General features: G+C 72.4%; 15 protein-coding genes and 1 riboswitch. Of the genes, 7 read left to right on the top strand and 8 right to left on the bottom strand.

The window, feature by feature from the left end; genetic code table 11:
• The first annotated feature begins 76 nt into the window (after positions 1 to 76).
• The 4 genes from QRN49_RS00875 to QRN49_RS00860 all read left to right on the top strand — a co-directional run bounded on the left by QRN49_RS00875 (position 77) and on the right by QRN49_RS00860 (position 5,285).
• The gene (locus QRN49_RS00875; protein WP_284753380.1) at positions 77 to 2,524 is read left to right on the top strand and encodes a GH92 family glycosyl hydrolase; all 2,448 of its coding nucleotides are present in this window, start codon (positions 77 to 79) and stop codon (positions 2,522 to 2,524) included.
• Positions 2,525 to 2,591: 67 nt separating this feature from the next.
• Entirely contained in the window at positions 2,592 to 2,870 is a 279-nt protein-coding gene (locus QRN49_RS00870; protein ID WP_111029039.1) for a hypothetical protein, read from the top strand.
• Positions 2,867 to 4,738 carry an alpha/beta hydrolase gene (locus QRN49_RS00865; RefSeq protein ID WP_284753379.1) on the top strand — a complete coding sequence of 624 codons (1,872 nt, stop codon included), beginning with the start codon at positions 2,867 to 2,869 and terminating at the stop codon, positions 4,736 to 4,738. Before QRN49_RS00870 ends, QRN49_RS00865 begins: the two co-directional genes overlap by 4 nt.
• On the top strand, positions 4,722 to 5,285 hold the full coding sequence (locus QRN49_RS00860) for a hypothetical protein (protein WP_258370510.1): 564 nt from the start codon (positions 4,722 to 4,724) through the stop codon (positions 5,283 to 5,285). Before QRN49_RS00865 ends, QRN49_RS00860 begins: the two co-directional genes overlap by 17 nt.
• Positions 5,286 to 5,319: 34 nt before the next feature.
• On the opposite strand, the gene nagA is transcribed toward QRN49_RS00860, so the two are convergent.
• The 6 genes from nagA to QRN49_RS00830 all read right to left on the bottom strand — a co-directional run bounded on the left by nagA (position 5,320) and on the right by QRN49_RS00830 (position 10,262).
• On the bottom strand, positions 5,320 to 6,486 hold the full coding sequence (gene nagA / locus QRN49_RS00855) for an N-acetylglucosamine-6-phosphate deacetylase (RefSeq protein WP_284753378.1): 1,167 nt from the start codon (positions 6,484 to 6,486) through the stop codon (positions 5,320 to 5,322).
• Positions 6,483 to 6,890 (bottom strand): YrdB family protein, encoded by a 408-nt coding sequence (locus tag QRN49_RS00850; protein WP_110861851.1) that lies wholly within the window; start codon positions 6,888 to 6,890, stop codon positions 6,483 to 6,485. Before QRN49_RS00850 ends, nagA begins: the two co-directional genes overlap by 4 nt.
• Positions 6,891 to 6,898: 8 nt before the next feature.
• Positions 6,899 to 7,759: a formyltetrahydrofolate deformylase gene (gene purU / locus QRN49_RS00845; protein WP_194654544.1), complete on the bottom strand. Its 861-nt coding sequence runs from the start codon at positions 7,757 to 7,759 to the stop codon at positions 6,899 to 6,901.
• 91 nt (positions 7,760 to 7,850) lie between these two features.
• Positions 7,851 to 9,206: an MFS transporter gene (locus tag QRN49_RS00840; RefSeq protein WP_284753377.1), complete on the bottom strand. Its 1,356-nt coding sequence runs from the start codon at positions 9,204 to 9,206 to the stop codon at positions 7,851 to 7,853.
• A 109-nt stretch (positions 9,207 to 9,315) separates the two neighbouring features.
• The gene (locus tag QRN49_RS00835) at positions 9,316 to 9,750 is read right to left on the bottom strand and encodes a MarR family winged helix-turn-helix transcriptional regulator (RefSeq protein ID WP_284753375.1); all 435 of its coding nucleotides are present in this window, start codon (positions 9,748 to 9,750) and stop codon (positions 9,316 to 9,318) included.
• A 56-nt stretch (positions 9,751 to 9,806) separates the two neighbouring features.
• Complete coding sequence (locus tag QRN49_RS00830) at positions 9,807 to 10,262, bottom strand: MarR family winged helix-turn-helix transcriptional regulator (protein ID WP_111024113.1); 456 nt, start codon at positions 10,260 to 10,262, stop codon at positions 9,807 to 9,809.
• 75 nt (positions 10,263 to 10,337) lie between these two features.
• On the opposite strand from QRN49_RS00830, the gene QRN49_RS00825 reads away from it, so the two are divergent.
• A complete protein-coding gene (locus QRN49_RS00825; RefSeq protein WP_284753373.1) occupies positions 10,338 to 11,210 on the top strand; it encodes an NAD(P)H-binding protein in 873 nt (290 codons plus the stop codon).
• Between the two features lie 42 nt (positions 11,211 to 11,252).
• Here QRN49_RS00825 and QRN49_RS00820 read toward each other — a convergent pair whose 3' ends face one another.
• A complete protein-coding gene (locus tag QRN49_RS00820) occupies positions 11,253 to 11,726 on the bottom strand; it encodes a DUF2017 family protein (RefSeq protein WP_111102501.1) in 474 nt (157 codons plus the stop codon).
• Entirely contained in the window at positions 11,723 to 12,028 is a 306-nt protein-coding gene (gene clpS, locus QRN49_RS00815; protein WP_071404706.1) for an ATP-dependent Clp protease adapter ClpS, read from the bottom strand. The genes QRN49_RS00820 and clpS overlap by 4 nt, the downstream gene beginning before the upstream one ends.
• Positions 12,029 to 12,066: 38 nt before the next feature.
• Positions 12,067 to 12,151: riboswitch (ZMP/ZTP riboswitch) on the top strand.
• Positions 12,152 to 12,247: 96 nt separating this feature from the next.
• Here clpS and glyA point away from each other — a divergent pair.
• Both glyA and QRN49_RS00805 read left to right on the top strand, forming a co-directional pair.
• Positions 12,248 to 13,525, top strand: a complete 1,278-nt coding sequence (gene glyA / locus QRN49_RS00810) for a serine hydroxymethyltransferase (protein WP_284753413.1) — start codon at positions 12,248 to 12,250, stop codon at positions 13,523 to 13,525.
• Complete coding sequence (locus tag QRN49_RS00805; protein ID WP_071404707.1) at positions 13,522 to 14,457, top strand: tetrahydrofolate dehydrogenase/cyclohydrolase catalytic domain-containing protein; 936 nt, start codon at positions 13,522 to 13,524, stop codon at positions 14,455 to 14,457. The genes glyA and QRN49_RS00805 overlap by 4 nt, the downstream gene beginning before the upstream one ends.
• Positions 14,458 to 14,494: the final 37 nt, after the last annotated feature.

The following is a 14,494-nucleotide window of genomic DNA, read 5'->3' as shown; positions in this document are numbered from 1 at the left end:
AACCCGACGTGAACAGCGGGAGAGCGCTCGGTGACGCGGGCGGCGTCCCCCGTCCGAGGGGGCTAGCGTCACCGATGTGAACCGATCTCGCGTGCACCGTCGCCCGCTCGTCCGTCCGCTCCCGCTCGCCGCGGTGGCCACGATCGCCGCACTGCTGGGCACGGCGATCGTCGCCGCGCCGGCCGTGGCCACGCCGTCGACGCAGGCCGGACGGATCGTCAGCGATCCCGCGCGGTACGTCGACCCCTTCATCGGCACGAGCAACAACGGCAACACCTGGCCGGGTGCCACGGCGCCGTTCGGGATGATGCAGTGGAGTCCCACGGGCACCGCGGGCGACCAGACGTCGACCCCGGTCGCGAACGGCTACTCGTACGACGTGAACCGGCTGCGCGGCTTCAGCCTGACGCACCTGAACGGTGCCGGGTGTGCGCCGGGTGCCGCGGGAGACGTGCCGATCATGCCGGTCACGACCCCGGTCACGACCTCGCCGGCAGCCGACTCGAAGGACGCCGTCTACGCCGCCGGGTACTCCCACGACCAGGAGTCCGCGAGCCCCGGCCGCTACGGCGTCACGCTCGACAACGGCGTCCGCACCGACCTCGCCGTGACCACCCGTGCCGGCGTCGGCGCGTTCACGTTCCCGGCCGGCAAGGACGCGAACCTGCTCTTCCGCACGTCGAACTCGATCAACGGCAGCGAGGCCGCGATCACCCGCGTCGACCCGCGCACCCGCACGGTCAGCGGCAGCGTCCTGACCGGCGGCTTCTGCAGCCGCCGCGCGAACGGCGGCGGCGCCACCAACCCGGACCGCCGCAGCTACTACCGCCTCTACTTCACCGCGACCTTCGACACGGCGTTCGCGAGCACCGGCACCTGGAAGGACGGCACGGTCCAGCCTGGAGGCACGTCCTCCTCCGGTGGGGAGGGCTACCTGACCGGCGCCGACCGCGCCGGACGCGGCTCCGGCGCGTGGGTCGGGTTCGATGCGCGTCGCGGAGCGACGGTGCAGGCGAAGATCGGCATCTCGTACGTGAGTGCGGCCGGGGCGGTCGCGAACCGTGACGGCGAGGTGACCAAGCGCTCGACCGTCGCCAGCGTGGCGGCCGGCACACGGGCCTCCTGGAACCGTGAACTGTCGCGCCTGCGCGTCGGTGGCGGCACGGCGGACCGGACCACCCAGCTGTACACGTCGGTCTACCACGCACTCATGCAGCCGAACACCCTGAACGACCGCGACGGGCGCTACCTCGGGCCCGACCTGCGGGTGCACCGGATGGACCGCGGACACCGGGCCGTCTACGGCACGTACTCCGGGTGGGACCAGTACCGGGCGCAGATCCAGCTGCTCGCGCTGCTGCGGCCGGACGTCGCCGGGGACATGGCGCAGTCGATGCTGCGGTTCGCCGAGCAGAACGGCGGGGTGTGGGACCGGTGGCTGCACCTCGGAGCGCCGACGCACGTGATGACCGGCGACCCCTCGGCCGCGACGCTCGCCACCTGGTACGCCATGGGCGTCCGGAACTTCGACGTCCGGGCCGCCTACGCCTCGCTCAAGCACCAGGCGACGGTCGAGAACGCGGACGCCGAGAGCGACATCGGGTGCCCGGGGCAGTGCCTGGCGCAGCGGCCCGCACTCGACGAGTACCTGGAGCGGCAGTACGCGGCGAACGACGACTGCTCCTGCTGGGGCGGTGCGGCCGAGACCCTCGAGGACTCGATCTCCGACAGCGCGCTCGGGTACTGGGCGGGTTCCCTCGGGCTGCGCTCCGACGCACGGATGTTCGCGGAGCGTGGGACCTACTGGAAGAACACCTTCAACGCCGCCGTCGGCTACCAGGCTGCTCGTCAGGCCGACGGATCGTGGACGCCCGACTGGTCGCCCTCGACCGGCACCGGGTTCGCACAGGGCACCAGCGCGCAGTACACCTGGCTCGTGCCGCAGGACGTGCGGGGCCTGTCGAGCGCGCTCGGCGGTGACGACGCCGCGACCGCTCGGCTCGACGAGTTCTTCCACGACAGCACCGGTGCGTTCGCGGTGACCGGTGGCGACGCCACGAAGTTCGACCCGACGAACGAGCCCGACATCCACACGCCGTGGATGTACAACGCGCTCGGCAAGCCCTGGAAGACGCAGGAGACCGTGCGGCAGGTCGTGGACGACGCCTACTCGACCGGCCCAGGCGGCCTGCCGGGCAACGACGACCTCGGCACCATGAGCGCCTGGTACGTCTTTGCCTCGATCGGCCTGTTCCCGCAGACGCCCGGGCGAGCGGAGATGCTCATCGGCAGCCCGACGTTCAGCACAGTCGACATCCGGCGCTCGAGCGGCGAGCGGATCGTCATCCGGTCCTCGGGGACCGAACCGTACGTGCAGGGCGCCCGGTTGAACGGGTGGACGCACGAGCGGTCCTGGGTGCCGGCGTCGTTCGTGACGCGGGGCGGCACGTTGTCCCTGCGGGTCGGGGACACGGCGGACACGAGCTGGGCGAGCGGGGAGCGGGGGCGCCCGGTCGACCGCTGAACACTGCTTGACACACCGTACTTCAGCGGTGATATGTTGACCTTCTCGGGGAACACGAGGGGGCACCATGGGGGATCTGACGGTCGACCTGCCGACGATGCAGGCGGTCGCACGAGCGGCGGGGCAGGCGGTCACCGACCTCCGCTCTGAGCGCCCGTTGTCCGGTTCGGACGGCGGTGCGTTCGGCTCGGGGGCGGTCGAGTCCGCGTTCGTCGCGTCGGCCAGGGCGCACGACGCGATGATCCGGTCCCTCGGTGACGACGCGGACACGCTGCGCGAGTACGTGACCGCCGCCGCCGAAGCGGTCCTGCGTGCGGATGCCGACCTCGCCCGGCGGGTCCGGTGAGCGCGGACCCCGTCGCGGGCGACCCGGACGGCATCCAGCGGATCGCCCGTCGGCACGACCACCACTCGGACGCGGTCCGTGACGGCGCCCGGCACGTGCTCGTCGCCGCGGAGCACGCGGCGTCCGGCTGGGCGGGGCAGGCGCAACAGCGGTTCATCGTGACGGCGGCGGCGATGCCGGCGAGTGCCCAGCGCGTCGCGGCGCGGCTGGACGCGGCGTCGGCCGCACTCGCCACCTACGCACGCCAGGTGCGGGAGATCCAGGACGACGCCGCGAGCCTGCAGACGACACGGCGGAACACCGCGGACGACATCGCGGCCAACGAGCGGGCGATCCGCGATGCCACCGTGGTGGCGTCCGGACCGGATGCGGTCGAGTCGGACCGTGCGCTCCTGCAGCAGCTGGAGCGCAGCGGCGAGTGGTTGGCAGCGCTGGACGCTCGGCTGACGGCGCAGTGGGACGAGCTCGTCGCCCGCCGAGCCGCAGCCGACCGAGCGGCAGCCTCCGCCCTCGAGGACCGGGCGGTGCTCGGCAAGCTGGTCTCCGCCACGGTCGTGTCCGCGATGAGTGACGGGCAGTTCCTCACCTGGCTCGGCACGCTCGACCCGGAGACCGTCGCCGCGCTCGGTGACGACGCACGGGTCGCCAAGCGGCTCGCCGGACTCGACCCTGCGCAGGTGGCCGGGTGGTGGCAGGCGATGTCGGGCGTCGACGGTGTGCCGTCCGCGGTCCAGCGGGCGTTCGTCGCGGCGATGCCGGCGGTCATCGGCACCCTGAACGGCGTCGCTTCCTGGGCGCGGGCACGGGCGAACACGACGGTGTTGGCTGATCGGCTCGCACACGCCCGCAAGCAGGTCCGCCACTGGCGCGGGCGGCACGACGCGGCCCGGAACCCGGCCGAAGCGGCGACGGCGCGGGAGCAGTTGCTCGTCTGGGAACGGCAGCGCGACGCCTACCGGAACATCCAGGACACCCTCGCCACGACACCGGTCTCGCTGGTGGCACTCGTCGACGACCGTCCCCCGCTCGCGCAGATCGTCGCGGGTGACCTCGACCGTGCCACGCACGTCAGCGTCATCGTGCCGGGCATGAACACCGCGACGTACCAGGACGGCACGGTGCAGGACTACGGAGCGATCGCCATCGGCATGCGTGCTGCGCAGGTTCGGGTGTCCGGTGCCCGCGCGGGCGACGTGGCCGTCCTGTCCTGGATCGGCTACCACCCGCCGATGGCCGACGACCCGTCGTTCCGGTCCGTCCTGGCGAACGACCGCGCGCGAGCGGGCGCCGAGCGACTCGTCGCCGACCTCGACGGGTTCCACGCGGCACGAGCGGCCGCCGGGCGGGACGCCGACCTGACCGTCATGGGGCACTCCTACGGCACGACCGTGGCGACGATCGCCCTGACGAAGACCCACGCCGACCACGTGGTGCTGCTCGGCTCGGCCGGAGTCACGGACGCCGTACCGAACGCGTCCGCGCTGCACGTGCCCGAGGGGCAGGTCTTCGCCAGCCAGGGCGCGAAGGACGGCTGGGCCGTCACCGGGCAGAACCTGTCCGGTCGGCGTGACCCGACCGAGTCCACGTGGGACGCGCACGCGTTCAGCTCCGAGACCGAGGGCCGTGGGTCGGACACCCTGCACGGCGTCACCCGCCACGGGCCGTACGACGGCGATGACGACGACGGCCGGTACTCCTACTTCGACAACGGGACCACCGCCCAGCACAACGCTGCACGAGCGGCGATGGGACACGGGGACGAGATCCCCGAGCGAGGCCGCCCCTTCGACCGGATGCGGCAGCAGACCAAGGACGACTGGCTCATGTACGGCTGGCAGACCGGGGGCACCGGTGACCCGACGCTCTGAACGGTCGTGGGCGGCACTCGCCGGAGCCCTGGTGGTCACCGCACTCCTGACCGGGTGCACCGGCCCCGCCCCGGACTCCCCGATGCAGAAGGACACGTCGATGAACGTCGAACAGTCGCACCAGGACGTCCTGGACATCTTCGCCGCCGTGCGCTCGGTCGTCGGGCAGGACGGCTGGGGCGACGACGAACCCGCGTGGTTCATCTGCGGCACCGGCGACCAGGAAGCCGCCCAGTACTCGTACTCGGCCGCACGCAGGCTCCCGCTCCCGGGCACGCCCGACCAGGTCGCCCAGCGCGTCACGAAGGCGCTCGCTGCGATCGGGTACGACGGAGCCCGCGTGCAGCACGACGACACGCTGACGCCCGAGCGCACCGTCGTCAGCTACCCGAACGGCTACCTCGGTGGGACGGCAGGGGACGGTTTCGCCGTCCTGTTCCAGGCGTACGAGTCCCATGCGGACGTGTCCATCTACGGGCACTGCGTCCCCGGCCGGGCCCCACGGTTCGGTGAGCCGCTCAACCCCCGCCCGACCGACCTGCCGTGACGTGCCCGAGCGAGCCCTCTGCGCCGTGCGCGCTTCAGCGCAGCTCGCGCCCGCCGCCCCACACGCGCTGCACCTCGAGCGACGGCGACAGCGCCACGAGGTCCGCGGCGAACCCCGGCGCCAGCCGACCCAGGCGGTCGCCGAGCCCCAGCGCGCCGGCCGGCACGCTCGTCAGCGCCGCCACAGCCTCAGGCAGGGTCCGCCCGGCGAGCGAGACCGCGTTGCGGAGCGCGACATCCTGCGTCAGTGTCGACCCCGCGATGGTCTCGGTCCCCGCGACGTGCGCGACACCGTCGGTCACCGTGACGTCGAGCGACCCGAGCCGGTACGAGCCGTCCGCAGCGCCGGCGGCACCCATCGCATCGGTGATCAGCGCCACCCGACCCGGCGTCGCCCGGAAGAGCGTGTCCGCCACGACCGGGTGCACGTGCACGGCGTCCAGGATGAGCTCGAGCGTCACGCGGTCGTCCGCCACGGCGGCGCCGATCGGGCCCGGCGCGCGGTGGTGCAGTCCGGGCATCGCGTTGCAGGCGTGGGTCAGGATCGTCGCGCCGGCGTCGAACGCGGCCCGCGCCTGGTCGTACGTGCCGACCGTGTGGCCGACGGCGACCGTGACGCCGGCATCGACGAAGCGGCGGACGGCGTCGAGCGCTCCGGGCAGCTCGGGCGCGATCGTGACCTGGCGGATGACACCCTCGCCCGCTTCGAGCAGGGCGTCGACCGCGGCGGGGGTCGGGTCGATCAGGAACGACTCGTTGTGGGCGCCCTTGTTGTGCGGGGACAGGAACGGCCCCTCCAGGTGCACACCGAGCACGAGCGGGTCGGTCGCCATCACGGCGCGGACGTGGGCCAGCGACGCCGCGAGCGCGGGGACCGGGTTCGCGACGAGCGACAGGACCGAGCGGGTCGTGCCGTGCGAACGGTGCATCGCGAGCGAACGGTCGAACGAGTCGTCCTCGTACGCCTCGGTCGCCCCGCCGTGCCCGTGCAGGTCCACGAAGCCGGGCGTCAGGACCGCGTCGCCCAGGTCGACGACCCGGTCGGCCACGGGGGCCTCGGGGCCGGAGCCGATCGCGTGGATCGTGTCGCCGACGACCAGGACCCAGCCGTCGGCCGTGGTGCCGGCCGCGTCGACGACGCGGGCTGCGCGGACCAGCGTGCGCTGGGCCTCCTGGCCGGTCTGGAGGCCCGTGGTGCTCATGCGGTCTCCTTGCGGAACGCGATCACGCCGCTCAGGGCGGCGATCACGATGAAGACGATGCCGACGACCGGGTGGCCGATGGAGATCCAGGTCGCGCCTGCGGCGACGACCAGGGCGACCTCGACGATGGTCTTGCCGACGATGTCGGTCTCGATCGGGGAGCGTGGCGACCGGAAGAAGTACCAGACGACCGCGGCGAACAGCGGAGCCCCGACCATGAACAGGTAGCCGGGGAGCGGGAGCTGCCACGACCAGTAGCCCCAGAAGGCCAGGGACAGCAGGCCGAACACCATCACGGCGATCCGCAGGACCATCCAGGCCTCGAACCGCCGTCGCGGCTGCCGGACGGCGGCCGGGTCGGGAACCGATTCCCAGTCGACGGGGGACTGCGGGGCGTTGGTCATGGTGCTGCCTACTTGAAGATGATGGTGCGGGCGCCGTCGAGCAGGACGCGGTCCTCCGCGATCCAGCGCACCGCCTGGGTGAGCGTGCGGGACTCCTCGTCCTGCCCGATGGACACCAGCTCGGCCGGTTCCTTGGTGTGGTCGACGCGGACGACGTTCTGCTCGATGATCGGGCCCTCGTCGAGATCGCTCGTCACGAAGTGCGCGGTCGCACCGATGAGCTTCACCCCGCGGGCATGCGCCTGCCGGTACGGGTTCGCGCCCTTGAAGCCGGGCAGGAACGAGTGGTGGATGTTCACGGCGCGGCCCTCGAGCGCTGCGCAGAGTTCGGGCGACAGGATCTGCATGTAGCGGGCGAGGACCACGAGCTCGATGTCGTGCTCCTCCACCGCCTGCAGCACGCGCCGCTCCATCTGCTCCTTCGACTCGGCGTCGGAGACCGGGCGGTGCTCGAACGGCACCGAGTAGAACGCGGCGAGCTCGGACAGGTCCGCATGGTTGGACAGCACGAGGGGGACCTCGATCGGCAGCTGTCCGCCGCGCTGCCGGTAGAGCAGGTCGTTCAGGCAGTGGCCCGCCTTCGACACGAGCACGAGGGTGCGCAGCGGACGCCCGACGACGTCGAGCTGGACGCGGGCGTCGTAGCGGGCGGCGACGGGGGCGAGCGCGGCCTCGAAGGCGGCGCGGTCCACCGGCGCCATCACCTGCAGGCGCATGAAGAAGGTGTTCGTGTCGGCGCTGGAGAACTGCTGCGACTCGGTGATGTTGCCCTGGGCGGCGACGATCGCTCCGGAGACGGCGTGCACGATCCCGGGCTGGTCGTCGCAGACGAGCGTCAGGGTCCAGTGCGTGGGGGTCGGGTCGGTCACCGGATCAGGGTACCGGCCGCGGGGGAGGTGCTTCGTGAGCAGGAATGGTCGAGTGCGCCGCGGCGACTCGACCGTTCCTGCTCACGAAGCGTCAGGCGGCGGGCGCAGCGGCGGTGCCGCGCCCGGCGTCGGCGTCCCGCAGGCGGCGGTCGGCCAGGGTCAGCACCGTCAGGAGCACCGCGACGCCGAGGATCACCCACGCCAGCACGTGCAGGTCCGGCGTCGTCGGGGCCTGGCCGAACACGCCACCGATGAGCGAGGACGCCGCGATCGCCCCGATGTACACCGCGGTGCGCGACAGCCCGGCCGCGGTGCCGATGTACTCCGCGGGGACGAGCCGGTACAGCGCCGCCTGGTTCGACACCGACGCCAGGGCCTGCGGCACCCCGAACAGCGCCGGGGTCAGGGCGAGCAGGACGACGGGCGACCCGGTGTGCAGGAAGAGCAGGAGCACACCGCCGACGATCGGTACCAGTGCGGCGACGACGAGCGGCCCGCGGATCGCGGTCTTGCGTGCGACCACGAACGAGGCCACGCCGGCGACGATCGCGGCCGGCAGCTGGATGTACCCGGCGACGTCGCTCGGGTAGCCCGCGACGTCCTGCACCCACTGCGAGAACCCGTAGGTCATCGTGTAGGCGAGCAGGTAGGTCAGGAACAGGCGGCCGTACGTGCGGGACAACGCGCCGTTCCGGGCGAGCAGCCGCACGTCGACGAACGGTCGCACGGCCCGCAGCTCCCACGCCACCAGGGCGCCGAGCAGCACGACGGCCACCGCGAGCAGCCACCACAGCCCGGCGGACAGGTCGAGCAGGAAGACGAGCAGCGCCGAGACGGTCCCGGTCATCAGCACCATGCCGAGCGGGTCGAGTGCCTGCAGCACCGGTAACTCCGCGTCGTCGCGCGGGCGCAGCCGGTCGGACGGCAGCCAGAGCGTCGCCACGACGATGCCGAACACCGCGAGCGGCATGTTCACCAGGAAGATCGCGTGCCAACCGAACGCGGCGATGAGTGCCCCGCCGAGCGGTGGGCCGGCGGCAGCGGACACGAGCGACGTGATCGACAGCGCCCCGAGCACGAGCGGCGGCGTCGGCTTCCCGATCCGGGCGGAGTGCTGCCGGAGCGTGGTGAGTGCCGCCGGGTACGCCGACGACGTCCCGATGCCGATGAGCACCCGGGCGAACACGGCGCCGCCGAACCCGGTCAGGACCTCGGGCACCACCCCGGCGATCCCGACGATGACGAGCCCGGTCAGGAACACCTTCTTCGGGCCGAACCGGTCGGCGAGCTTGCCCATCGTGGGCTGCGCGATCGCACTCGCCAGGTACAGGGCCGCGACGAGCCAGATCGCCTGCGCCGCACCGATGCCCAGGTCGCGGGAGATCGGGGTGAGGGCGACCGACACCATCGTGGTGTTGATCGGGTTGAGCAGGGGCCCGACGAGCACCGGGATGAGGAGCTTCGGGCCGAAGCCGCTGCCCGTGGTCGTGTCGGGGGTCGTGGTGGTGGACGTGAGCGCGCTTCTTCCGGTTGCAGGACTGGGCGAGGGGTGCGGGTCAGGGATCGACGATCGGCCCGAGCAGGTCCATCGCCCGCGCGACGACGCGGCGGTCCGCCTCGGGCAGGGTCGCGAGCCGCTCGGCGAGCTCGCGGTTCCGCGCGGCCCAGGCGGTCTGGCGCGCGTCCCGACCGGCCGCCGTCGCGCTGACGATCGCCCGCCGGCCGTCCGTCGGGTCGGCCTGCCGCTCGGCCAGGCCGAGGTCGACCAGGGCCTGGACGGTCGCGCCCATCGACTGCGGTCGGACACCCTCGGCTCGCGCCAGGTCGGCGATGGTGGCCGGCCCGTGCCGCAGCAGACGTCCGAGAGCGGCGGTCTGCGACGCCGTGACGTCGTCCGACTTCGAGGCCAGCAACGACCGCCGCAGTCGTCCGTGCATCGTCAGCACGGCGTCGGCCAGGTCGGTCGGGTCGGTCTCCGGTGCGTCGGTCACGCCCCGGAGGCTAGTCCGTCACCAGCCCGCCTTGCAAGTTTGCCTTCTGATGTTGCTCAGGGAACGGCGGACCCGTCGTCGCCCGCGTCCGGCTCGAGCAGCGGGAGCAGGGTCGCCGAGATCGGTTCCGCACCGTCGCCGAACCACGCGTTGCTCGCCCGGACGATCGGGTGGGCGCGTGCCAGCAGCGCCTCGCCCTGGTCGGTCAGCCGCATCCGGGAGGCCCGTCCCCGGCCCGGTGCGGCGCCCCGCTCCACGAGTCCCCGCGTCGAGAGCCCCCCGACGAGCGTCGTCATGCTCTGCGGTCGGACGCCGACCGCTCGCGCCAGGTCGGCCTGGCTGAGCTCGCCCGCTGCCGCGAGCTGGATGAGCGCCCCGAACTCCACGGGCGTCAACCCGAGCGGCGCCAGCTCGGCCGCGAGCCGCCGGGAGAGCGTCCGTGCGGCCCGGATCACCGTCCACGCCACGATGCCGTCGACGTCGTCGCTCGGGGCTGGGAGTTCCTGGGGCACTGGGCGATCGTACCGGCGTACGTTCTGGTATCAGGAAACTGATACCAGAACGGGTCAGTGGGACGAGGAGCAGACATGGGCGAGATCGTGGCGGTCACCGGCGTGACCGGGGACGTCGGGGGCAAGACCGCGGAGCTGCTGCGGGCGGCCGGGGTGACGGTGCGAGCCGTGGTCCGGCGGCCCGAACAGGTCGACGCGCTCCGGGCGCGGGGCATCGACGGACGCCTGGCCGACCTGGACGACGAGGATTCCCTCACCGCGGCGCTCGACGGGGTCGACCGGTTCTTCCTCGTGACGCCGGTCAGCCAGCGGCAGCGCGAGCAGGGCGACACCGGGGTCCGTGCGGCGCAGCGCGCCGGGGTCGGCCGGATCGTGCAGCTGTCGGGCGGGGACGCCGCCGAGCAGTCCCCGATGTCGTGGGCGAGCGCCGCCTGGCACATCGACCGTCTGGTGCGCGAGAGCGGGCTGGCGTGGACGATCCTGCACCCCTCGTCGTTCATGACGAACGTGCGGCCCTCGGCACCGGCGATCCGACGGGGGTGGTTCCCGCACACCACCGGCCGCGGGGTGATCGGCTGGATCGACACCGAGGACATCGCCCGGACCGCCGCCCGGGTGCTGACGGAGGACGGCCACGACGGCACCGAACCGGTGCTCACCGGGCCGGACCTGCTCGACGCGCGGGGTGTCGCCGCCGCGCTCGCCACCGGGCTCGGCCGACCCGTGCGCGCCCTGCACCTGCCGAGCCGGGTCTACGCCGGTGTGCTGCGCCTGAGCGGCGTGCCCGCGTGGCAGGCCGAGGGGCTCCGGCAGCAGTTCGGCCGGGTCGTCCGCCGCGGCCTCGACGGCGTCGACGTGATGAGCGACGACGTCCTGCGCATCACCGGCACCGCACCCCGGAGCCTGGCCGACTGGGCGCGAGCCCACAGCGACGACCTGCTGGGGTGACCCGCCGCACCGGAGGTGATCCGAGCCTCCAGGCCGTGGCCGTCAGCGCGACGTGAGCGTGACGACCAGGTGTTCCTGCACGTAGCCGAGCCAGTCGTAGACGTCGCGCAGGCCGACGCCCGCGTCGGCCTCGACCGAGCGCTCCTCGTCGTCGGCGTCCTCGATGCCCAGCCGGTCGGCGATCGTCAGCCGCAGGTCGGTGAGGGTGCGGAGCCACGCCTGCTCGTCCTCGGCGTCGAGCGAACCGTCGCGGGTGCCCGTCAGCCAGTCGTGCACGATCGAGGCGTTCGTCGTCTTCTGCGTGAGCAGGTCGGACTGCGTGTACTTCCGGAACTCCGCGCTCGCCGCGTCGTCACCGGGATAGGCGTCCGGGAACATCCGCTCGCTGAGCGGGTCGGTGGACAGGTCACCGCCGAGCACCTGCTGCAGCTGTTCGGTGAGCGAGGCGAGCAGGTCGCGCTCGCCGGAGGACAGGCCGAGGTGCACGCCGTCGGCGCGGCGGACGAACGGGATCACGCTTCGGGGGCCTTGTCGACGGTCGCCTGCAGCCCGTAGCCGTGCATGGACTGCACGTGGGCCTCCATCGACTCACGCGGGCCCGTCGCCACGATCGCCCGACCGTCGTCGTTCACCTGGTGCATGAGTCGCTCGGCCTGCTCGCGTGAGAACCCGAAGTGCCGCTGGAAGACGTAGGTGACGTACGACATCAGGTTCACCGGGTCGTCCCACACCACCGTGACCCACGGGGTGTCCGCCCGCGCACTGGTCCGTTCGTCCGTGGTGGTCCGTTCGTCCACGTCGGGCGAGAGCAGCGTCATGCATCCAGGGTGACACAGGGTGCGGTGGCTCGGTACGATCGTCAGGTCGCGACTGGCGTTGGATGGGTCACCATCGGGGAGCGACAAAGACACGGTGCGCGGCCGTACGCCTGGGCTGCACCGACCGACCGTCCGAGTGCGACCAGCTGGTCGTCCGCACACCGTAGGAGTCCCGTGTCCATTGCCGATCTGCCCCCGTTCGTCTCCGACTCGGCCGAGGTGGCCGAGCAGGCCGCCGCCCGCGCCGCGTTCAACGCCCCGCTCACCGAGGTCGACCCCGAGATCGCCGCCGTCCTGCAGCAGGAGCTCGGCCGCCAGCGCGACACCCTCGAGATGATCGCGTCCGAGAACTTCGTGCCGCGTGCCGTGCTCGAGTCGCAGGGTTCCGTGCTCACCAACAAGTACGCCGAGGGCTACCCGGGCAAGCGCTACTACGGCGGCTGCGAGTACGTCGACGTCGCCGAGCAGCTCGCCATCGACCGTGCCAAGGCGCTCTTCGGTGCCGAGTACGCGAACGTGCAGCCACACTCCGGCGCGACCGCGAACGCGGCCGTCCTGCACGCCATCGCCGCGGCCGGCGACACCATCCTCGGCCTCGAGCTCGCGCACGGTGGTCACCTGACCCACGGCATGAAGCTCAACTTCTCCGGCCGCATCTACAACGCTGTGGCGTACGGCGTCGACCCCGAGACGTTCGAGGTCGACTACGACGACATCCGCGCCAAGGCCATCGAGCACCAGCCGAAGGTCCTGATCGCCGGTTGGTCCGCCTACCCGCGCCAGCTCGACTTCGCGAAGTTCCGCGAGATCGCGGACGAGGTCGGCGCGAAGCTCTGGGTCGACATGGCGCACTTCGCCGGCCTCGTCGCCGCCGGTCTGCACCCGTCCCCGGTGCCGCACGCGCACGTCGTCTCGTCGACGGTCCACAAGACCCTCGGCGGCCCCCGCTCGGGCATCATCCTGTCGAACGACGAGACCCTGTTCAAGAAGCTGAACTCCGCGGTCTTCCCGGGCCAGCAGGGCGGCCCGCTCATGCACGTGATCGCCGCGAAGGCCACCGCGTTCCTGCTCGCCGGCACCCCGGAGTTCAAGGACCGCCAGGAGCGCACGATCCGCGGCGCCCAGGCGCTCGCCGCCCGTCTGACCGCGGACGACGCCAAGGCCGCGGGCATCGACGTGCTCACCGGCGGCACCGACGTGCACCTGGTGCTCGTCGACCTGCGCGCGTCCGAGGTCGACGGCAAGCAGGCCGAAGACCTGCTGCACGAGGTCGGCATCACCGTGAACCGCAACTCCGTGCCGTTCGACCCGCGCCCGCCGATGGTCACCTCGGGTGTCCGCATCGGCACCTCGGCGCTGGCGACCCGTGGCTTCGGCGACGCCGAGTTCACCGAGGTGGCCGACATCATCGCGCTGACCCTCATGCCGAACCCGGACGTCGCAGCGCTCTCGGCCCGCGTGAAGGTCCTGACCGACGCGTTCCCGCTCTACGCGTGAGCGGTTCGGTCAGCGCGGCGCTCCCGCGCGAGCTCTGGGCCGGTGAAGGGAGTGCCGTCCGCATCGACGGCACGGCCCTCGCCGCCCGGACGCTCGACGAACTCCGGGGCCGGATCGACCGCCTGCACGAGCACGGCATCCGTCCGGGCCTCGGCACGATCATGGTCGGCTCGAACCCCGGCTCGATGTCCTACGTCGCGGGCAAGCACCGCGACTCGGCGTCGATCGGGCTCGACTCGCACCGCATCGACCTGCCCGAGACGGCGTCCGCTGCCGACATCCGGGCTGCGATCCTGCAGATGAACGACGACCCCCGGGTCACCGCGTTCATCGTGCAGCTCCCGCTGCCGCAGGGCATCGACCCGACGCCGATGCTCGAGCTGATGGACCCGTCGAAGGACGCCGACGGCCTGCACCCGACGAACCTCGGCGAGCTGGTGCTCGCCGTGCCCGGTGGTGCCGGCACGATCGACGCACCGCTGCCGTGCACCCCGCGGGGCATCGTCGCGATGCTCGACGCGTACGAGATCCCGATCCGTGGTGCGCACGTCACGATCATCGGCCAGGGGCTGACCGTCGGACGGCCGCTCGGTCTGCTGCTCACGCGGCTCGAGGCGACCGCGACCCTGACGCACTCGCTGACCGCCGACGTCGCCGCGGAGTGCCGTCGCGCCGACATCATCGTCGCCGCGGCCGGGGTCGCCGGGCTCGTCAAGCCGGACTGGGTCCAGCCCGGTGCCGCCGTCATCGACGTGGGGATCACCCGCGTGGTCAACGAGGAGACCGGCAAGGCGAAGCTGCACGGCGACGTCGACCCCGCGGTCGCGTCGGTCGCGGGCTTCCTGTCGCCGACCCCCGGTGGTGTCGGGCCGATGACCCGCGCGATGCTCATGAAGAACGTCGTCGAGGCCGCCGAGCGCCAGCTGTCGTAGCACGGCGGTCGCGTGGCTCGCGCGCCGATGGTGTGCA

The organism is Curtobacterium sp. ME-Dv--P-122a, from assembly GCF_030209645.1.
In the GTDB taxonomy this organism is placed as follows: domain Bacteria; phylum Actinomycetota; class Actinomycetes; order Actinomycetales; family Microbacteriaceae; genus Curtobacterium; species Curtobacterium flaccumfaciens.
Note: the sequence above shows the minus strand (reverse complement) of the source record. Positions and strands in the feature narration are given on the sequence as shown.

Coding starts and splice junctions, on each gene's coding strand:
- QRN49_RS00870 (WP_111029039.1), top strand. CDS start 2,592: ATGGGGGATCTGACGGTCGACCTGCCGACGATGCAGGCGGTCGCACGA.
- nagA (WP_284753378.1), bottom strand. CDS start 6,486: ATGAGCACCACGGGCCTCCAGACCGGCCAGGAGGCCCAGCGCACGCTG.
- QRN49_RS00850 (WP_110861851.1), bottom strand. CDS start 6,890: ATGACCAACGCCCCGCAGTCCCCCGTCGACTGGGAATCGGTTCCCGAC.
- QRN49_RS00825 (WP_284753373.1), top strand. CDS start 10,338: ATGGGCGAGATCGTGGCGGTCACCGGCGTGACCGGGGACGTCGGGGGC.
- clpS (WP_071404706.1), bottom strand. CDS start 12,028: ATGACGCTGCTCTCGCCCGACGTGGACGAACGGACCACCACGGACGAA.